Source organism: Fervidobacterium sp. 2310opik-2 (assembly GCF_011057735.1).
Lineage (GTDB): Bacteria > Thermotogota > Thermotogae > Thermotogales > Fervidobacteriaceae > Fervidobacterium > Fervidobacterium nodosum.
The window spans coordinates 38236-58631 of the sequence record NZ_LNGG01000006.1; the positions used below are offsets into that span (position 1 = coordinate 38236).

The 20396-nt window shown below is 33.0% G+C and carries 15 protein-coding genes; 7 read left to right on the top strand and 8 right to left on the bottom strand.

Features of this window, described 5'->3' with window-relative positions; all coding sequences use genetic code 11:
- Positions 1 to 41 precede the first annotated feature (41 nt).
- On the top strand, positions 42 to 1955 hold the full coding sequence (locus tag AS161_RS03400) for a putative glycoside hydrolase (RefSeq protein WP_164541790.1): 1914 nt from the start codon (positions 42 to 44) through the stop codon (positions 1953 to 1955).
- A 70-nt stretch (positions 1956 to 2025) separates the two neighbouring features.
- On the opposite strand, the gene AS161_RS03405 is transcribed toward AS161_RS03400, so the two are convergent.
- A complete protein-coding gene (locus AS161_RS03405) occupies positions 2026 to 3981 on the bottom strand; it encodes a GumC family protein (protein ID WP_164541791.1) in 1956 nt (651 codons plus the stop codon).
- 29 nt (positions 3982 to 4010) lie between these two features.
- On the bottom strand, positions 4011 to 7529 hold the full coding sequence (locus tag AS161_RS03410; RefSeq protein WP_164541792.1) for a polysaccharide biosynthesis/export family protein: 3519 nt from the start codon (positions 7527 to 7529) through the stop codon (positions 4011 to 4013).
- A 193-nt stretch (positions 7530 to 7722) separates the two neighbouring features.
- On the opposite strand from AS161_RS03410, the gene AS161_RS03415 reads away from it, so the two are divergent.
- Together AS161_RS03415 and AS161_RS03420 are read left to right on the top strand one after the other, a co-directional pair.
- Positions 7723 to 9021 carry a nucleotide sugar dehydrogenase gene (locus AS161_RS03415; protein ID WP_164541793.1) on the top strand — a complete coding sequence of 433 codons (1299 nt, stop codon included), beginning with the start codon at positions 7723 to 7725 and terminating at the stop codon, positions 9019 to 9021.
- 138 nt (positions 9022 to 9159) lie between these two features.
- On the top strand, positions 9160 to 11352 hold the full coding sequence (locus tag AS161_RS03420) for a fibronectin type III domain-containing protein (RefSeq protein ID WP_164541794.1): 2193 nt from the start codon (positions 9160 to 9162) through the stop codon (positions 11350 to 11352).
- Positions 11353 to 11422: 70 nt separating this feature from the next.
- Here the strand turns inward: AS161_RS03420 and AS161_RS03425 are convergent, their stop codons facing one another.
- The 6 genes from AS161_RS03425 to AS161_RS03450 form a co-directional block, all read right to left on the bottom strand.
- Positions 11423 to 11617: a hypothetical protein gene (locus AS161_RS03425; RefSeq protein ID WP_011993217.1), complete on the bottom strand. Its 195-nt coding sequence runs from the start codon at positions 11615 to 11617 to the stop codon at positions 11423 to 11425.
- A 20-nt stretch (positions 11618 to 11637) separates the two neighbouring features.
- Positions 11638 to 11856: a DUF2922 family protein gene (locus tag AS161_RS03430; protein WP_164541795.1), complete on the bottom strand. Its 219-nt coding sequence runs from the start codon at positions 11854 to 11856 to the stop codon at positions 11638 to 11640.
- Complete coding sequence (locus AS161_RS03435) at positions 11853 to 12053, bottom strand: hypothetical protein (RefSeq protein WP_164541796.1); 201 nt, start codon at positions 12051 to 12053, stop codon at positions 11853 to 11855. Before AS161_RS03435 ends, AS161_RS03430 begins: the two co-directional genes overlap by 4 nt.
- A gap of 120 nt (positions 12054 to 12173) precedes the next feature.
- On the bottom strand, positions 12174 to 12395 hold the full coding sequence (locus tag AS161_RS03440) for a hypothetical protein (RefSeq protein WP_041256717.1): 222 nt from the start codon (positions 12393 to 12395) through the stop codon (positions 12174 to 12176).
- A gap of 34 nt (positions 12396 to 12429) precedes the next feature.
- Positions 12430 to 14118, bottom strand: coding sequence for a sigma 54-interacting transcriptional regulator (locus AS161_RS03445; protein ID WP_164541797.1), 1689 nt, complete (start codon positions 14116 to 14118; stop codon positions 12430 to 12432).
- Positions 14119 to 14145: 27 nt separating this feature from the next.
- Positions 14146 to 14556 carry a secondary thiamine-phosphate synthase enzyme YjbQ gene (locus AS161_RS03450; protein WP_164541798.1) on the bottom strand — a complete coding sequence of 137 codons (411 nt, stop codon included), beginning with the start codon at positions 14554 to 14556 and terminating at the stop codon, positions 14146 to 14148.
- Between the two features lie 147 nt (positions 14557 to 14703).
- Between AS161_RS03450 and AS161_RS03455 the strand changes: the two genes are divergently transcribed.
- From AS161_RS03455 to AS161_RS03470, 4 genes are read left to right on the top strand one after another with little or no spacing between them, the layout of a single operon-like run.
- Positions 14704 to 16632 carry an adenylate/guanylate cyclase domain-containing protein gene (locus tag AS161_RS03455; RefSeq protein WP_164541799.1) on the top strand — a complete coding sequence of 643 codons (1929 nt, stop codon included), beginning with the start codon at positions 14704 to 14706 and terminating at the stop codon, positions 16630 to 16632.
- A gap of 12 nt (positions 16633 to 16644) precedes the next feature.
- A complete protein-coding gene (locus AS161_RS03460) occupies positions 16645 to 17589 on the top strand; it encodes an HD domain-containing phosphohydrolase (RefSeq protein ID WP_164541800.1) in 945 nt (314 codons plus the stop codon).
- On the top strand, positions 17586 to 18236 hold the full coding sequence (locus tag AS161_RS03465) for a DUF3307 domain-containing protein (protein ID WP_164541801.1): 651 nt from the start codon (positions 17586 to 17588) through the stop codon (positions 18234 to 18236). Before AS161_RS03460 ends, AS161_RS03465 begins: the two co-directional genes overlap by 4 nt.
- Positions 18233 to 20386, top strand: a complete 2154-nt coding sequence (locus AS161_RS03470) for a FecR family protein (RefSeq protein WP_164541802.1) — start codon at positions 18233 to 18235, stop codon at positions 20384 to 20386. Before AS161_RS03465 ends, AS161_RS03470 begins: the two co-directional genes overlap by 4 nt.
- Positions 20387 to 20396: the final 10 nt, after the last annotated feature.

A 20396-nucleotide genomic window follows, 5' to 3' on the forward strand; every position in this document is an offset into this window, starting at 1 on the left:
CTTGGCGTAGTTTAATAAATTTAAAGGGGGAATTTTTTATTTTGTTCAAAAAGACCAACCAAGAAAAACAGGAAAAAAAGTGGTACAAAATCGTCAATAGAAATTACCAACTTAGCAAGAAAGGAAAGTTGACCATGAAGAGAATAAATGCCGAAAAAATAGCAAAAACTGCAATAATCCTCTTTGTAACTTCTCTTGTAACAATTGCTCTTCTGTTTTCATATATAGCAATCAATATTCTTTCGGAAAAAGCTTTTGCCAAGAAAGCGCAGATAAACGAAAATAAAAATCAAGAATCAAAAGAAAATATAACTCTAAATAAAAAAGAAAACAAATTCGAAGAAGAAATAAAAATAGCAACTACAACAATAATTGAACAATTAGCCGATCCTATTGATGATGCTAATAATACTAACACAGAGGCTACAAATACTTTTATCAAAAACGACAATAAAAATAATAATCTAATAAAAATTGAGCTTTCAGAGGAATCATCACCTTCAACAAATTTAAACAACGCAAATATTGTTAATTTGAACAGTAAAGAGGATACGAAAGTTACAAATGTTGAAGAAAATAATCTGAATAAAAATGAGGAACCAAAATTAGAAGAACAAGAAAAAACTAATAAGATTTTATCATATTCAGAAAAAAACAATAATTTGACAATATCATCACTTAATCAATTGGGATTTATAAACGCTGGAAATGTTAGTTTATTTGATTCACCAGAATCTAAAAAAGAGATAGCTAAAATTCGTTACGGAACTTTCGTAAAAGTACTTGAAAAATATAACGCTACTGATACAACATACAATCGTATTGTATATTCAGATGATGAATCTTCCGAAAAGCAAGGATGGGTAAAAAGTATTTTTATAACAAACATTTCAAGCTATATAAAACCATCATCTAGCAATATAGTGTTTGAACCTATTAAAAAAATACATGGTAGAGTAAAAAATGTGCGCGGTATTTACATTTCATACTCTACAGCAACCACAAAGTCTAATTTACTTGAAAAGTACTTAAGATTTGCGAAAAGAAATAATATTAATGCCTTTGTAATTGACGTTAAAGGTGACGATGGTCAGTTGTTATTTAAATCCGAAGCTGCGAATAAACATGCACCCGCAGCAAACAATTTCGCCGTATATTCAAAAGAAGAATTAAAAGAAATAATAAATACACTAAAGGCAGAGGGAATTTATTTGATAGCCCGTATCGTGTGTTTCAAAGACCCTACTTATGCTCGTACTCATAAAGACAAGGCAATTATATATAAAGATACAGGAGAATTATACACTGGTATTTACAAAATTCCATGGGCTTCAGCTTACGATAGAGAGTTATGGAATTACAATATAGAAGTGGCAAAAGAGGCAGCAGAAATAGGTTTTGACGAGATACAATATGATTACGTTAGATTCCCGGAAATATCAAAGGAACTTCGCAACAAGGTAGATTTGAGAAATCAAAGAAATGAAACAATGTTCGAAGCTATATATAAATTCTTGCTTAAATCAAAAATTGAGCTTTCAAGCTACAATATACCACTAGCCGCAGACATATTTGGACTTGTTCCAAATGTTGTTGATGACCTTGGAATAGGCCAACAATGGGAACTTATATCGAACGTTGTAGATTATATTTGTCCAATGGTTTATCCAAGCCATTACGCGAATGGTTCTTTCAAATTACCAGTTCCAGACGCATATCCGTATGAAACTGTATATAATTCTGTGTTAGGTGGTGTAATTAGAAATAGATACCTTCCGTCTCCTGCAAAGATACGCCCCTGGATTCAAGCTTTTACAGCTACGTGGGTTAAAGGACATATAACTTACGGAGAAAGTGAAATTAGAAAACAAATTAAAGCACTAAAAGATCTAGGAATAAATGAGTATATGTTATGGAATGCATCTAATAGGTATATAGAAATGAATTATGAATAAAATTAATCAAAGTTTAAATAAAAAACAAGGCTTCGGTAAAATACCGAAGCCTTTTTTATAAGGTTATGTTTTACTTTACCAAAACAATTACTAAATCTTTTTCCATTTTTCCAAATTTCATAATTAAATCCATTAATTCATATTTTTTAGTGTTATCCTTGATTGTTAAAACAACAATTTTATCTACGTGTTTTGCTGCAGTATAGATATTCGGATCATCGTAATTGGGTAATTCAACAACCACAAATTCATATTCTTTCTTGAGACTGTTTAAATTTCTTGAAAATTCTTCTTCTGTTTTGCCCACTAAAACACCTTTTAAAGCAGGTTCACTAATTATACTTAAACTTTCATTCATTGAATAATGTGATATATTTTCTTTCTTATCTTTTGTTATTAAAACTGTTGACATTATCTTTGAGATATAATCTGCAAATTTTGTTGACAAAAATATTTCCAAATCAGAAACATTTGTAAGACCAATAACCTTAGGTTCTTTTTCATCAAAAAGTTTTACAGTGAGTTCTTTTAATGATTTTGAATTCGAATTATTAACATTCAAAAGCGTTGTAATTTCATTTTGAGTAAATATCACAGGCTGTATCCCTAACAATCTTTTAATATCTTCTTCATCTCTTATTATTTTATCAGTTGCTTCTCTAAAGAAAACACCAATTATACCAAAAAAAATTCCAAGAACACCACCTATTGCAAGAGTAAGTTTCTTATTTGGTTTAGAAGGTTTTTCCGGTATAGTTGGTTCTTCAACTATAATTGGAATTTTAGCTGTCAATCCCGCCTCGGAAAGCTTAGATTGCTCATATTGAAGTACTAATTGAGAATACAATTGTTGTTTAATTGTATAATCTCTCTGTAGTGTTATGTACTCCTGTTCATACGATGGAAACTTTTTTAAGTTTGCTTCAACATTTTCAATTTGCTTCTTAATAGCTTCGTATTGTACTTTAGATACTTCGTATTGTAATTGTGCCTGTGCCAAGTTAGAATAGAGTTCTGAAAGTACAGGATCGCTACTATCAATTTTGCTTGATAATTTATTTCTTATTTCTTTCTCAAGTGCTTCCTCTGTTTTCCTAATCTTTTCTTTCACTTCTTTAACTTCAGGAGCAGATTCATTGTAAGTTTGCAACAAACCTGAGAGTTCAACATTTAAATTTATTAGTTTCGCACGAAGCTCTGATATAACTTTACTATCTGGAGTATATAAAGACTCAGAAATTATACCTTTTGTTTGTTTTATCTGACTTTCTATCAATTTAACTGTTTTTTCGTAAGATGATACCTTCGCCTCCATATCTGATAAGGTTTGATACAACTTTATTAAACCTTTACTCAATTCTTCTGCTTCAACTGTAGGAGCAAGTGATTTTTCCTCTTTGAATTTTTGAATTTTTTCGCTTATTTGTTTTATTTCCTCTTCCAATTGAGGAATTTTCTTTTCTAAAATTTCTTTTGTGTACGATTTCTCATCTTTATTTAACTGAGCAGAAAATTTCAAATAATTACTAATAAGTGAATTCAACACTTTGTAAGCTAATTCTTTATCTGTGTAAGTAAACGATACTCTTAATAGTGACGAATTTTTCTCATTGTTCACTTGTATTTTCTTTTCAAGTATTTCAGAGACATTATTTTCAGTTATTTTCTCGGCTTTCTTTGGATCTTTAACTTTACTTTTAAAATACTCCACCAAATTTTGTTCTTTTATAACACCGAGAAGAACAGACCTGCTTTTTATTATAATTGGCTCATCAGCAGTCTGCGGATTAGATGTTCCAAGAATTAAAGCAGCGGTCTCACTTAGTTGGGGAGTACTACTTGATGAAACCTTAATAAGTGCTGAAATTTCGTACTCTGGTTTAGCTATGAAAAATACATAAACAGCTGTCAATAAAATTGTAATTAAGAATATAAGAACACCTAATTTATACCTTCTTTTAAATATAATAAATATGTCTTTTAAGCTTAGCTCTTCGTTTTTCTTTTCAAGTTCTTCAAAATTCATAGCTGCATACCTCCAATTTCATTTGTTTATTATTTAAATAATCCACTAACGTTGTTATAGAAAGTTATAAGATTATTTATAATTGGTATCCATTCAAGCGCGCTCTTGAATATGTCTGATGGGACGTATATCACATCACCAGGTTCAACTATCGGATTGTCCGTTAGTGTGCCACCTGAAATAGCTGCGCTCAAGTTAACTTTAACAGGTTTCCCATTCACTCCACCTTTGTAAAGCCATATACTCGCTGGTGCTGCTTTTTGAGCAAAGTATCCTGCCTGAATTATCGCCTGCAATACCGTTGTGTTTTCGGTAAGTTGTATTATACCAGGTTTGTTGACTTCACCCAATACATATGCAAAATTTTCTGGAGTATCCAAAATTCTTACAACATCTCCTGGTTTTATGTTGTAACTTCTTGCCTGAGATATATCTTTAAGTTCGATGGTACTTTTTTCTGTACCACTTAGCAATTCCAATTTTCTATAATTCTTATTTACACCAAATTTTGTAAGTAATTCATAAAGTGTTATGGCTTTATCCGAGTATATCATATTTGGTTTGCCGTCAGCTGTTATTAGATAGATATAATTTTCTCTATCCACATCGAATGTCAGTATTGCACCATTTTCTAATTGAATATTCGTTAACTCTGTCCATTGAATTGTTTTTATCTCACCGTTTACTATTATATTTATCTTATTGCTTATACCTTCCTTTATACCTCCGATTTTACTAATGAGTGTTCTCAGATCAAACTCTTCGCTCGCATTAAATTTAACAAGACCGTTTTGCACTCCTTTACCGAATACATAAACATAATTCGGTTCTTTGGTAGTTACATAGACAAAATCTCCATCCTCAAGCATTGCATTTTCAATTCCTTTGTAAATTTTTTCAGCATCGTATTGTGCTAATACTTTCCCATCACGCATTACAACAACTTTATCGGATGTGTAATAAAGTTCAGGTCCAATCACAAGCCCGCCAAGTTTAGCAAAGAGCGTTTTCAAATCGGGAGTTTCATAATAATCGAATTGTACTCTTCCCGTTGTTTTGATATACCCCATCGCCGTTACAAACAACGGTCTTTTCAAAGAAACGTTTAATATTGAACCTTTATCAATAATTGTATTTTCTTTCAAATCTATTTCTTTGTCTCCTAAAGTTATCTTGTCAATTCTTCTCAAATCGCTCAAACCAACTTTTGCAAGTACTTTTTGTATTGTTATTGGCTCATTATAGTCGAATGTAACGTAAGCTGAGACATCTCCTGTAAGATAAACTGCGTTATTTTCAGCACGCTTTACAACAACTGTATCGTATTTTTCAAGTGGCACGTTGACTTTCTCATATATTATTTCGTTTACAGAATAATTTATTTCTTTACCATTACGTATCAACGTGATACTATCTATACTCTCAGGTTGGGAAATTCCAAGCTTTTTAACCAAATACGCAAGTGTCCGAGGCTCTTTGTAAGATAGTTGAATAACCCCAGCATTTGTACCTATTGTATTCACAATAAATGGCTCGTAAACAATTTGAATAACGTCACCCAGAGAAAGCTCATAATCTTTATTGTTGTAAATCACGTCTTTCAAATTCAATTCTTGATTATTATTTATTATAGCTTTCCCTTCGTTTTCAACATCTTCGCTTGGTAAACCAACTTTTGCAATAAGAAGTTTTAAGGTTTTCGCTTCTTGTGGTTCAAAGTAAACTTTACCTTTTACATTTGCAAGACCTTGAACATACACATAAAATTCTGGATATTTTTTAATATTAACTACATCATTATTCGAAAGCATGTACTTATCAATATTATTAATGTTAACTTCTTTATCGTTAATCTTTATAGATTGAATCCACTTAATTTGATCAGTTTGTATTCCACCTATTTTTGTAAGAAGTCCACTCAGCGTTTTTGGTTCATCTGGTTCAAATGTGATAATTCCTGTTTTAAAATCTCCAGTCAAGTAAACCTTAAACTCCGGATATTTCTTTATTTCGACCACATCGTTGTTATTTAATATAATCTCACTAGCTTTTGATATATTAACTAGATTGTTGTTCACTTTTACAGATTCGATCCATTTGTACTCAGATGTCTTTATTCCACCAATCTTTGTAAATAAATGCTCAAGTGTTTTTAGTTCATCCGGTTCAAATGTAATAACTCCTGTTGCAAAATCCCCTGTAGTATACACCTTAAACTCTGGATATTTCTTTATTTCGATCACATCGTTGTTATTTAATATAATCTCACTAGCTTTTGATATATTGACCACTTTATTATTTACTTTCACTGATTCTATCCATTTATATTCTGATGTCTTAATTCCTCCAATTTTTGTAAGTAAATGCTCAAGCGTTTTTGGTTCATCTGGTTCAAATGTAATAAATCCAGTAGATAATGTTTTAGATTCATTTGGTTCAGAAACAATAACTCCAGTAGAAATATCTCCTTTAATGTACACTTTAAATTCTGGATATTTTATAACCTCAACTATACTTCCTATTTCCAATTTAACTAAATAAGCATTGGAAAGTATGGCTGGTGGATAATCTTCTACTTTACCGTTTGGGGAGGTTATCCTTATCTTCTCCACCCATTTTTCGTTTTCTTTTGATATTCCTCCAGCTTTCGCAAGCGCAAGCGCAAGGTTCATATCCTCTTCCACAGAAAATGTCTGAATGCCTACTGATTGAACTAAACCAAGGACATATACAAAACGCTCTTGCCTCTTAGGTATGTATAGCGAAGCCCCAGCAGAAAGCTTATAATCAACTTTTCCAGCAATTACATCCTCAAGATTAACCGTCTGTGACTTGCCATCTACTGTAAGCACTGAAGACTCTATTTTAGCTATTGTTTTATCAATTACTCCAATCTTTAAGAGGAGATGTTTTAAAGTCATTCCTGGTTCATAAGACGTCAATAATGTGTAAGCCCCTATAACTTGGATAGATAAATCATACTTTAAAGGTGGAAGATAAACTATATCATTCTCTTCCAAGACTATATCGTCTGAAAGTTTACCATCATAAAAATAAGACAGCATGTCAAATTTCATTGTCTTACCGTTTCTTATAACAACAATATTTTTAAAATCAATTATACTTCTAAGATCTACAGTTTTTTCAGAACTTTTTGTTGAATTAATTTGGGTATCGAGATATGAAAACAACCTAGAAAGTGTCACATTTGGTGTTAAAGAAATATCTACAACTTTATTCAAAGCTCCTTGAACATAAACATTCATAGGTGAATATTTAACCACGTAAACTGTAATTATAGGATCCCTTAGAATTTTTTTCAGATTTGTTTCTATAATTTGCCTAATTTCGTCAACAGTTTTACCCGCCACTTTAATATTTCCAGCGAACGGATAACTAATGGTTCCATCGTTAGCAACTAAAATTTCTTTACTCAACGATGGTTGGTTAAAAACTTCAATGGCTATAGTATCACCAACACGCACTTTGTACGCAAATACACTAACAACTAAAAGTATCACAAGACAAGCAAGTAAACTTTTTTTCATAGTTCTTAGCCTCCCCAAAAATATTTAAATTTTACAATTATCATCGAATGATTATACCATACCAATTCACTTTTTCTGTTAATTTTTTTTTAACTTTACCCCACTAAAGATTTTTAATTGACTTCCGATAAATTATATGGTATCATTCATTCAGTGAATGAATAACTTAACACCAAATGGAGGTGAAAATTATATGAGTTTGTATGAAAAAATCTTAAGTAAAAGTGCTGTAATTGGTGTTATTGGAATGGGATATGTCGGCCTGCCATTAGCTGTCGAGAAAGCACGAGCTGGTTATAAAGTTATTGGTTTTGATATACAACAAAAGCGAGTTGATATGATAAATCGGGGTGAAAACTATATAGGAGATGTGGACGATAACGAGTTAAAACAATTGGTATCAGAAGAAAAGCTTAGAGCTACAACCGATTTTGACGAACTGAAGACCTGTGATGTTATTAGCATATGTGTACCAACACCACTTGATAAATTTAAACAACCCGATTTAAGTTACATTATAAATAGTGCGAATGAAATTAAGAAAAGGCTCAGAAAAGGACAGCTTGTTGTCCTAGAAAGTACAACCTATCCTGGAACAACAGACGAAGTTGTCCTTCCAATACTCGAAGAAACTGGTTTGAAAGTAGGCAAGGATTTTTATCTTGCTTTTAGTCCTGAACGGGTTGACCCTGGCAATCCGAGGTACAAAACACGAAATACTCCAAAAGTTGTTGGTGGTATGACTCCTGAATGTACAAAACATGCCGTTGCATTGTATGAAAGCGTTCTTGAAGCTGGGGTATTTCCTGTTTCATCTCCAAAAGCCGCTGAGATGACTAAAATTTTAGAAAACACGTTCAGGCTTGTAAATATAGCTCTTGTTCAGGAAATGACAAAGGTAGCTAATAAAATGGGAATAAATATCTGGGAGGTCATAGATGCCGCTGCTACCAAACCTTTTGGGTACATGCCTTTCTATCCTGGACCTGGTATAGGCGGGCATTGTATTCCTATTGACCCATTTTATCTTGTTTATAAAGCGAAAGAATACGACTTACACATGATGTTGGTGGAACAAGCTGGCGAAATTTCAGATGGAATGCCATACTATGTCGTCGATAGGCTGTCAGATATATTAAATGAACGAAAGAAATGCCTAAATGGGACAAATATACTTATATTAGGTGTCACCTACAAAGGCAACATAGACGATTTAAGAGAAAGCCCTGCCTTAAAAGTTATAGAAATTCTTGAGAAGAAGAAAGCCAATGTGTTCTACTACGACCCATTTGTACCAGAATTTACACACAATGGGAAACACTACAAGAGGGTTGATTTAACAGAAGAATTCTTAAGGACAATTGACGGTGCGGTAATTACGTCTGGGCATACTATAGGAATAGATTACGAGTATATAGCTAAAAATGTGCCGTTCATTTTTGACACAAAGAACGTAACGAAAGGTAAATATGAAAATGTGATACTCCTATAAGATTATAATAAATAAATTTTGGTAAATTATAATCGGTGGTAAAATTACCACCGATTTTTTATCTCTTCATATTGAAATATTTATGTGTTATAATATTCTCGAAATTATAATTCAAAAAATAGTCGAAGAGGTGATTATATGCAATTCAGGGGGGCTAAAAGTTTTTATTTATTTGCCATATTTCTTCTAATATTGATTTCTAGTCAAGGGTGTATCAATAAACCCAAAGAAATATCTCCAACCTTGCTTGAACCCAAAAATGGTGCAATCAACCTGCCTTTCAACAATTTGTCATTTAAATTCAAAGCACTTCCAGGTCAAAAGTATGATTTGATAATAAAAGATTACTCGAGTGGGAAAGAAGTTTATACAACTACCGCAACAGCTGTCAATGAGGAAGTAACAATAACTATTCCAAGAGGTTTTTTAGAGCCAGAGAGAAAGTACAAGTGGTATGTGAGGGTAAGTGGTGATGACTCAAAGGCAAGCTCACTCTGGAACTTTACAACAGAAAAAAATTCTCCTCCAACAATTTCTTCCCTAAGCCCAGACGGTACAACTGGTCATCCGTTTGGTGCGCTTGCGTTAACTTGGAAAGCGAGCGATCTAAACGATGATGAATTAACTTTCACAGTTACTGTATATGAAGAGGGCAAAGACACACCAGTTTTTACTCAAAATGTTTCAACAGACGCTTGCACTGTTAAAAGTCTAAAGCAACAGATGAGATACACTTGGAAGGTTATAGCCAAAGATAAATGGGGAGGTACGGTCGAATCACCACTGGCGAGTTTTCAAACGAAACAAAACGAGCCACCAGAAAACATTCAACTAAAATATCCTGTTGAAAATTCAACGGATGTTAAATTTAACAATTTAATGTTAAGTTGGCAAGGGTTTGATAAAGATTACGAAGATTTAAGATATACACTGTATCTTTTCAAAACAGGTACACCTAAAGGGCAACCACTTTTAAGTAATTCAACGGTAACTGATTATATGGTAACAGACCTTGTGCCATCTACTGATTACACACTTATCATAGAAGCTATAGATACGTATGGTGAAAAGCTCGAAAAGCAATTTACTTTTAGAACAAAAGTTAACACCCTTCCACAAAAACCAGTACTAATAGAACCAAAAGATAATTACAGAGTTAACCTTGCAAAAATCAACTCTCTTAAATTCAAATGGACTACATCGACTGACCCTGATGAAGATGTAGTAAGCTATAGATTTGTTATATCAGACGGAAATACAAATAGGACGATGTACCCATATAATAATAACGAAATGGAATTTAGCCAATTAGCAAGTTTCTTTAAAATTGGTCAAAGGTACACTTGGTATGTAGAAGCCTTAGATAAACACGGCGGTTCAAGTAAAAGTGAAACTTTTTCATTTGAAACTTATAAAAATAATCCGCCAACAGCTCCAACAAATCCCTATCCGGCGAACAACGCGACCAATCTTCCCAATAGAATTCCAAGATTTTCTTGGTATGCAACAGATGAAGATGGCGACCAGTTAAAATACGATTTATACATTGGAAAATCAGAAAGCGATTTGAAATTGGTTGCGGCTGATTTGGAAGTTAATACTTACTCTACAACTATGTTGTTTGATTTCGGAACAACATATTATTGGAAAGTTATCGTAAAAGACGGATATAACGATCCCGTCGAAGGTCCTATTTGGAAATTCACAATAACAAACGCGGACAGACCTCCAACAAAGCCATTGCTTATTTCTCCAACAAACGCTCAGACAAATATCAATTTTAATAACATACAACTCCGCTGGAAGACAAGTTCAGACAATGAAACTCCTAAAGAGAATTTAGTTTATTATGTGTACTGTGGAAGAGCAGATGAAATGACTCTCTTTGCCACAGTTACAGGTCAGTTAACCGATGAACTTACTTATACTTTATCAGGTTTAAAGCCTGTTACAACATACTATTGGAGAGTTGAGGTAAAAGATTCATTTGAAAATTACGCGTACAGCGATACTTGGAGTTTTACCACAAAGCAAAATACAGCACCATATTGGCCAAGTAATCCTAACCCTGCGGATGGTGGTAGTATCACAGGCACCGGGAATCTGACACTTAGCTGGAATGCAAGTGATCCGGATGGTGATAATTTAACTTACGAAGTTAGAGTAAGCACATCCACAAGTTTGCTCCAAAGTGTAGAACCTATTATTTCTTCTAATAATAACGTAACGATAACCATAAATGAGAAAGGAACTTATTATTGGTATGTAACACTAAAAGATCCACATGGTGGCGTTACGGAAGGACCAGTCTGGAGGTTCGAAGTAAAATAAATCGAAATAAAAAGAAAAATACCGGTAGCCAGAAAGGCTACCGGTATTTTTTAATTCATTTTAAAACAGATTAAAATAAAACCAAAGCAAGGTAATCTATCGCAACATTAACTATAGAGTGGTACACTTCCCTTGGTATTTGAATGTTAAGTTCATCGTAAAGTTCATCCATTAATTCAATAACTTCTTTTTTCTTTTTCTCACCTTCACCAGGTCGCTCAACAAGTATCATGAGAAGCTTTAAAATATCCCAAAGCCATTTCATAACCAATCACCAACCGAGTATTATTCTATTAGATTTATTAAAACTTCGATATTTGTTTCCGTTACTCTTGCTTCATCTGGTTCAAAACCATCAGGAACAACATTGATTGCTTTTAAATATTCCATATCTTGCTGAAGTTCTTGCACATTTATATTGTCAACAGGTTCTGGTATGTTTATCCTGTAGGTTTTCATTTGACCATTCTCTATTTTTCTATATACGAGAGACAGTCTTTTCATAATGTATCACCTACATTCTCTGTTGTGATAAGTTGTGCACTTTCACATGTATAATTTGAGTACTTATCAAGTATGTTAACAAAAGCTTGGGCATCAGCTAAGTTGAAGAAGTCATCTACTGAGATTGTTTGTCTTCTGTAAATCGGTTTGTTATTTTCATCATAACCTATCAACCACCTTATTGATAATCTCTTCATAATAAAAAACCTCCTTTCTGGAATATCGAATACCATCTTACCTAATTTTCACCTGCGCAGGCAAAATGATATATCTACCAGAAAGGAAGGTTTTAACAAAAAATTTACATTATATACTTTTTACTTTCTTCGCCAAGTTTTAAAAGCACTATAGATAATCCAAACAAGGAAAACAATTGCTATTACAGGGACAATTGCTATAAAGAAAACGTAAGCTAGAGCCAACATAACAGCAAAAATTAAAATACCAAGTATCCAGACAAATATTGGAGCTAAAATAGGAATGAATGTAACCAAAAGCAGAGCTACAAACAAAATTCCAATCAACGTGAAAATCCACATAAGTACATCATCCCCTTTTTTGATTTTTCAAATTCTATAAACCGTACTTTTCTATCTTATAATACAATGTTCTTATACTTATATCCAACAATTTTGCTGTTTCTTCCTTGTTACCTCCTGTCTTCTTAAGTGCCTCTGCTATTATCTTTTTCTCATAATCTTCTATAAGCTCTTTCAGGGAACCTATGGAAATTGCTTCTTTAGCCTTTGTTCTCTTTAATTCAATATTTTCAGGCAAGTGCTTTGGTTCAATCACTCTTTCCTCAGGTCCCATATTTATCATAACTCTTCCCAAGAAATTCTCAAGTTCTCGAACATTGCCAGGCCAGTCCATATTTACTAAGTATTTAAGAACTGTTGGATTGATTCCTTCAACCATGCGACCGTATTGTTGATTAAGTTTTTTGACTATATGTAAAGCAAGCTTCGGAATATCTTCTTTTCTATCTTTTAAAGCTGGAAGGTATATAGGAAATACATTTAATCTAAAATAAAGGTCTGGTAGAAATTCTCCGTTCTTTACCATTTTTTCTAAGTCAACATTTGTAGCTGCGATTATTCTCACATCTACTTTTCTTACATTTCTACCTCCAACTGGTACAAATTCTTTTGTTTCTATAAATCTTAACAATTTAGGTTGTAGAGGTAGAGGCAATTTCCCAACTTCATCAAGAAATAATGTTCCACCATCTGCTTCTTCAATTAGTCCTTTTTTCCCACCTCTCAGTGCACCGGTAAACGCTCCTTCTTCGTATCCGAAAAGTTCAGATTCAAGTATCGATTCAGGTATCGTTGCACAGTTAACACTTACAAAGGGTTTTGATCTTCTTGGGCTCGAATTGTGAATTGCGTGGGCAAATAATTCTTTTCCCGTTCCACTTTCTCCTCTCAATAGAACTGTAGCAGGTGTTTGGGCAACTTTCTTTGCTTGTTCCTTAGCTATTTGAATTAATTTACTATCACCGATTATGTCATCAAAAGTATATTGAGCTTTCATATATCGAATTAATCTCTTTACTTCTTCAAGTTCATTTGTCAGTTGTAGAATTTCAGAAACATCATGCACAACTGCAACACTGCCTTTGAATTGTCCTTTTACGAAAAGTGGAGTGGCATTAACTATAACTTCTTTTTTCGCTGGTCCGACTTTCAACCTTGCGTTATATATAGGCTGCCTAGTGCGAGCTATAAGCATGTGTATACTTTCACCTTCAGCTATATCTACTGTTGCTGGTTTACCAATTACTTCCTCTGGAGAAAAACCTGTAATTCTTGTATAAGCTTTATTAACAAGGCGCACAATTCCATTTTCATCAGCTACACTAATAGCATCATTTGTTGATTCTATGATTGCCTTTAGCTGAGCTTCAATTTCTTTAAGGTTTGTAATTTCCTCTGCTAATTTCCTAATACTTGTTATATCCCTGAACACAGCAACCGCACCAAGTATATTCCCATTCTCATCACGTAAAGGAATTCTGGAGGTTATAATTATAGCATTACCAGTATACTGGACTTGATCTATTTCCGGTATTCCGTTACGAACAACAATGTGTAAGCGTGTATTGTTAACAACCTCATCAACAGGGCGTCCGATTATATCTGGGCTTAACCCCAAAAGTTTGCATGCGTTGTTATTTACATAAACTACTTTTGCATCTTTGTCAACAAGAATAATCCCTTCAATAACTGAATCCAGAACAAACTTTAAGATTCTTTCCATTAGTTCCATCTCCAAATGATTATTTTGTTACTCTCCTATAACTTTAACAACTACCCTTTTTCTTCTCTGCCCATCAAATTCCGCATAAAATATCTCTTCCCAAGGGCCTAAATCAAGTTTTCCATTAGTAATGGGTATAATCACTTGATGATGAACAAGTATTCTCTTAAGATGAGCGTCTCCATTTGTCTCGCCAGTCATATGATGATAATAATCTCCTTCGGGCGCAAGTTTTTCTAACCAATTCCATATATCTTTATGTAGACCTGACTCGTTATCGTTCACAATTATCCCCGCAGTAATGTGCATAGCAGAAACAAGGCAAAATCCCTCTTTTATACCACTTTTTTCAACTATCCCCTCAATTTTTGGTGTAATATGAACAAGCTCTTTCTTTTTTTGCGTATTAAACCAAAGATATTCTGTGTACGATTTCACAATAAACACCTCCATAACACATTTTTGACAAATTTTTCTTATAGAACGATATACAATTTTGGATAGTCAAATAACTAGAAACTCCTTTTTATTATACATCGAATTTTAAACTCTTTAAAATTCAAATGAATCAACAAGGGGGGTATTATGAGCAAAATACATTTATTAATAATTGTAATCACAGTGTTTTTTATCTGGGCTATCTTCTTCAGATTAGATTTTGTTGAAATTATCGATTTAAAAATAATGGACTTATTCTATAAATTACGTGGCAGAATTAACATAAAACCAGATGTAGTTGTTATTGGTATAGATGAATATTCACTCAGCGCTCTTGAAGTCGAAGGTGACACGTGGCCGTGGGATAGAGAAGTTTACGGTAAACTTTTAGAAAAAGTTTTCGAAGACGGGGCAAAAGTTGTGGCATTTGATGTGTCATTCACAGAACCGGGAGCAGAAGAAACAGACAGTTACTTTGCAAGCACTTTATTAATGTATCAAAATGTTGTACTTGGCACGTACTTAATCAACGAGAAAGGTACATATTTGTCATACGATGAAAGACTCAGAAAAAGAATAGAAGAGAACACAAATTATTTAGATTTCGCATATAAAATGACAAACTTCAAGGAGTTTGCACTTTTAAACCCGTTCAAAATATATAAGATAAGACCAATTTATGAACCATTTTCTGTTGCTGCTTACAGTGCTACATACGAGATTGGTAGTCTGGATGCTGATGGTGTAGTCAGAAGAATGCCATTGCTTGTTGTTGAAGGATGGTCTATGGAAAATGGAATTTCGTCTGGAATTTTACCACATATGAATATAATAGCAGCTGCATTATATTTGGGAATAGATCCGACTGATTTAATTTTAGATTTCTCCAAAAAAGAGGTAATAATGAAAGAAAAGAACATTAAATTTGATAATTCTGGATACATGCACATATGGTTTTACGGGAAAGGGAAGGAAATATTTAAAGAAATACCATCCTACGACGTAATTAGAGGAAAATTCGAAAAGGGGACTTTTAAAGATAAAGTTGTTATTGTTGGATACACAGCAACTGCAAAAGGACTTTACGATCTCAGAATTACACCATTTTCAAACGACGAAGCAGGCGTTTTTATACATGCAAATGCTATTCAAAATATTATAAATGGTGAATATATTAAACCCATTTCACCTTTTTACAATTCGATTATTTTTGCCATTATAATGCTTTTAGTTTCGTTATTATCTTTATTCAATAAAAGGTTAATCAATACTTTTTTGTTATTAATACCATTTATTTTCATTTCAATATCTTTTATTATATTTTCACAAAAGATATATATATCAACATTTCATACATTTTTTGCAACACTATTAGTTGGCAGTGTGAAAACTCTCGGCGATTTCCTTAAGGAAAACGCAGAAAAAAGAAGGATGAAAGAATTTTTATACCGTTATGTTCCGGATATCGTTGCCGATAATCTATTAAAACAGGGTGAATTAAAACTTGGTGGAGAAACAAGAAACGTTGTTGTACTTTTCTCAGATATTAAAGGCTTTACAAGTAGGTCGGAAAAATTATCACCTGAGGAAGTCGTATCATTTCTGAACGTTTATCTAACGAGAATGAGTGAAATAATACGTTACAAGTATAATGGCACAATTGATAAATTCATAGGAGACGCTATTATGGCTATTTTCGGTGCCCCGATTTCTTACGAGGATGATATTGACCGGGCTTTGAAATGTGCTCTTGATATGCGAAAAGAATTAAAAAAACTTGATGAAGAACTTGGATTAGATCTTGATAGTGGTATAGGAATACACTATGGTCCTGCTATCGTTGGAAATATAGGCGCACCATTTAGGATGGATTACACATGCATTGGCGATACAGTGAATACGGCATCAAGAATAGAACACTTAACTAGGGAAATAGATGCCGAAATAATCGTTTCAGAAGAAATCGTAAATAGAACAAATAATTTTATCTTTGAATATGTTGGGAGTTATTCAGTAAAAGGTAAAAGCATACAACTCAATCTGTACAAGCTTATAAGTGAAAAATTAAATACTTGAGGGGGTATTTAGTTGGAAAAAACTCTAAATGATACTTATTATTTCTTTGATCTAGAAAGTAATGAATTTGAAATTTCAGGTCAAATACCAAAACAAGATGATGTGTACGAATTTGCAATGGAATTTGGAATAGCAATTGACGAAAAGATTTTTGATTTATTGTATGAATTGCTCAAAACATACAACTTTGAGCAAGCAAAAGATAAAATAGCAGAGTTTTTTAAAAAACGATATGGAAAAAATATTGAATTAAATTACTCTGAAGAAGGCCAAAATTTCAAATTAACTAAAAATAAATTAGAAATACCAATATTAAGCAAAAATTCTGGAAATCTCGGTCAAATAACTATAACCGGGAAATTCACTTTAAACGAAGTTTTAGGTTTACTTGCCTTTTACGATTCTTTTGTTTCAGTTATAGAAGGCTTTATTCTTGGTCAAAGATTAGAGCTATTACTAAGAAGTGCTTTAAACACACTCTTTATAGCTTTAAATAAAAGATCCAGACTATCTGAAGAAGAATTGTCTACGATGGAAAAAATTGCTGTTGAATTAGCCAAATATGAAAATATAGATCAAGAATTTTGTTTAATAGCACTTAGAACAGCAAATGTGGGCCTTATTGGTGTAAGAGATGAATTATTTGAAAAGATAAGATTAGGTATTTACAGCAACGATGAATGGAATGATTATCTAAGGCATGTCGACCATGGTTACGAAATTCTAAAAGAACTTGAAGTTCAAAAAGAACTAATAGATGTGTGTCTTTATCATCACGAAGTAATTGATGGTACTGGCCCAAAAAAATTGAATCCAAATGAAATACCACCATTGGCTTTAATCATTGGAATTTCGGAAAGTATAGTCCTTCTAAAATGGACAGAAGAACTGTTAAAAAATAAATATCCAGAAAATTATGTCGATATAGCACTAAATATTTTAAGACATGAGGAGTGAGAACTCTGGAAAGTATAAAATACCTGTTTCCTTATCTGTTTCTAGGTCACCTTGTAGGCGATTACGTACTTCAAAATAGCTACATCGCCATGAGAAAAAATAAAGATATACGTGTACTAACGCTTCATATAGTAATTGTATTTCTTTCGCAACTTTCTTTCATTTTTGGAGAAGATTTAACACTAAAATCATTTGGAGCTATTGTAATACTTTCAATAGCACATTTTTTTATAGATATTGGAAAATTTTTATGTAAAAAACGTTTTTGTCAAACTTGGTATTATTACCTTATCGACCAATCATTTCATATCGCAACTCTTCTAATAGCTGCTATTTACCTTGGTAAAGACGTTCAACCGTTTTTAGACAGATTTTTCGTCGTGATCTTATCAGTTGCGGTTTTTAATGGATATTTTTTAAGCATACTAGTTCACTTTATTACGTCAAATGGTATATATAAAAGAGATTACGTGGGTTATTTAATGAGAATGGTAGCTCCTATTTTCTATATTTTAAACATATACGCATTTGTTATATATGCTCTTTCATGTCTAATCTTAGTAATCATAAAACCATCAAAATCAATTATTTTAAATTATTTGACAACAATTGTTTCAACTATAATCTTACTGGAGGTGATGTTATGAGGCGCTTATTAATTTTTTTGTTGTTGATAATTTCCATCCTTGCGATTGCAGCATTTGAAGTTGTGCCGAGTTCTTATAGTGTTGTCAAAGGTGAAAAGATACTTTTTAAAATTTCGTTGACTGATGTTTCTGGGAAACCGCAACAATTTACATTGAAAGCCAAAATAAATCTTGGAGGTTTCGACAAGCCAGATATACTTACCAAAGGTTTGAAAGTCGATGGAAAAACCGAGCTCAACTTTTTAGCACCAAAGAAAGCCGGAGAAGTAAAAATAACATTTTCAGCGGAAACTGCAGATAAAAAAACATACACACAAGAAATATCAATTAATGTAACTGAAAAAGACGAAAGCGAATTTTCTGATAAATTGAAAGCAACAATTGACTCATTCAAGGGTAGCGTTGCGTATAAAAAAGAGGGAAAACAAGTTTGGGAATCTATAAAGTCAGACACCATCTTACAAGAGGGAGATGAAATATTAACCCTTGACAAAGCATATGTAATCGTAAAATTCCCGGATGGTTCTATGACAAAGATAACAGAAAATACTCAAGTTCTTTTCGAAAAGATGAGAAAAGCTAAAGATGGGAGAATTCTCGTTTCAATAATTATTAAGAAAGGTGGAACATATAACGTAGTTCAAAAGATGGTTGCTGGATCTTCGTTTGAAGTTAGAGCTGGAAGTGTTACAGCAGGTGTTAGGGGAACAAAATTTGGAGTTGATTACTATGAAGATAAAGCACAATTAAAAGTGTGGGAAGGCGAAGTACTTGCATTTTATGATGATAGCTTCGTAATCCCAGTATTCGAGGGAGGCCAATTAGCATTTGAATTATTTGGACAGGTTATTGAAGACATAAATCAATTATTCGAAAATACAGAATTTCAAGAATTGCTTGAAACTCTACCTGAATTAGAAGAAATAAGTATTCCAGAATTACCAAAAGAAATTCCTGAGCAAAAATTACCAGAACCAACTATAGAAAAACCTTCCCAACCAACACAACCTATGCAAGCGTATATTCCACAATTAGGTGTTGAAACAGCTTCTAAAGACGGACAAAAATACATCGTTTATACAATTTCACCAGAATTTACAATAGGGCCTGTTACATTAGGTATAGGATTAACAGCATATGCCACAGAAGTTGGTGGCACGTTGTATTACGGTATTCCATCAACTGAGCCAAGTACGAACATAATCAATATGATAACTATCAACTCAGTAGCTCTTAATCTAGGTAATTTTTACTTGAGATATGGCAACATGCCACAAATATCGATTGGAATGGGATTTTCTGTTAGAGACTATTATAAACCATATTCAAAATCATTTGATACAAAAGCTTTTTTAGGAACATTCGGTTTAATGGCTCATCTTCCATTCGAACTAACCAAACTCTGGCCATTTGAATTTGTACAATCAGATAGTGTTTTTGCTGGTGAGTTAGAAATGAAATCCATCTTAGGTGGTATGGATTTAGGTGTCGGTGTACTTTACGATACTTCCGTTGCAACAAATAATGTTTTAAACGAAGCAACGCCAATAAATCTTTCCGCGTCTGTTTACTTGAGATACCCACTTTCAGGTGGATTGCATTTAGGTGTTGAAACCGCATCACAGTTTTTAAGCGATTACTCAAAATTTGGACTCGGTTTATTTGGAGGACTTTCTGGAAGATTATCAATATTCGATGTCATTGCCGGAGCATATGGCACATGGAATGGATTTAGACCTTTCCATTTTGGTAGAATATACACATTCCAAAAATTGAAGAACCAACTTAATACACTTTCAAATGAAGAAATATTATTTGGATATCTTGCTGGATTTAATTTTGATACACAATACGCAATGGGAAGATTCTATTTACTAGGTGATTTCTTAGGTGATATGGATTTGCTTGGAGAGCTGAGAATAAGTATTCCACAAGTTGGAGCTATGGCTGGATTGTTTATATATGGTTATTACTATGATTCGACTCCGTTTGCTGAAAGTCAGTTCACCGATTCAGATACTATAGCATTTCTTAGAATAACTTATCCAATTATGGAAAGAAATCTTGTAGCAGGAATTTTATACAGCTGGGATGCTATAGCTAAACAATGGATCCAAAGTGTGTACATAGGGAGTGAAACAAGCTGGTAAAAATTGTGAG

What these genes read in the sequence shown, in the direction of transcription:
- AS161_RS03405 (WP_164541791.1), bottom strand. Translation starts at nt 3,981, where the DNA reads ATGAATTTTGAAGAACTTGAAAAGAAAAACGAAGAGCTAAGCTTAAAA.
- AS161_RS03410 (WP_164541792.1), bottom strand. Translation starts at nt 7,529, where the DNA reads ATGAAAAAAAGTTTACTTGCTTGTCTTGTGATACTTTTAGTTGTTAGT.
- AS161_RS03415 (WP_164541793.1), top strand. Translation starts at nt 7,723, where the DNA reads ATGAGTTTGTATGAAAAAATCTTAAGTAAAAGTGCTGTAATTGGTGTT.
- AS161_RS03420 (WP_164541794.1), top strand. Translation starts at nt 9,160, where the DNA reads ATGCAATTCAGGGGGGCTAAAAGTTTTTATTTATTTGCCATATTTCTT.
- AS161_RS03425 (WP_011993217.1), bottom strand. Translation starts at nt 11,617, where the DNA reads ATGAAATGGCTTTGGGATATTTTAAAGCTTCTCATGATACTTGTTGAG.
- AS161_RS03430 (WP_164541795.1), bottom strand. Translation starts at nt 11,856, where the DNA reads ATGAAAAGACTGTCTCTCGTATATAGAAAAATAGAGAATGGTCAAATG.
- AS161_RS03435 (WP_164541796.1), bottom strand. Translation starts at nt 12,053, where the DNA reads ATGAAGAGATTATCAATAAGGTGGTTGATAGGTTATGATGAAAATAAC.
- AS161_RS03440 (WP_041256717.1), bottom strand. Translation starts at nt 12,395, where the DNA reads ATGTGGATTTTCACGTTGATTGGAATTTTGTTTGTAGCTCTGCTTTTG.
- AS161_RS03445 (WP_164541797.1), bottom strand. Translation starts at nt 14,118, where the DNA reads ATGGAAAGAATCTTAAAGTTTGTTCTGGATTCAGTTATTGAAGGGATT.
- AS161_RS03455 (WP_164541799.1), top strand. Translation starts at nt 14,704, where the DNA reads ATGAGCAAAATACATTTATTAATAATTGTAATCACAGTGTTTTTTATC.
- AS161_RS03470 (WP_164541802.1), top strand. Translation starts at nt 18,233, where the DNA reads ATGAGGCGCTTATTAATTTTTTTGTTGTTGATAATTTCCATCCTTGCG.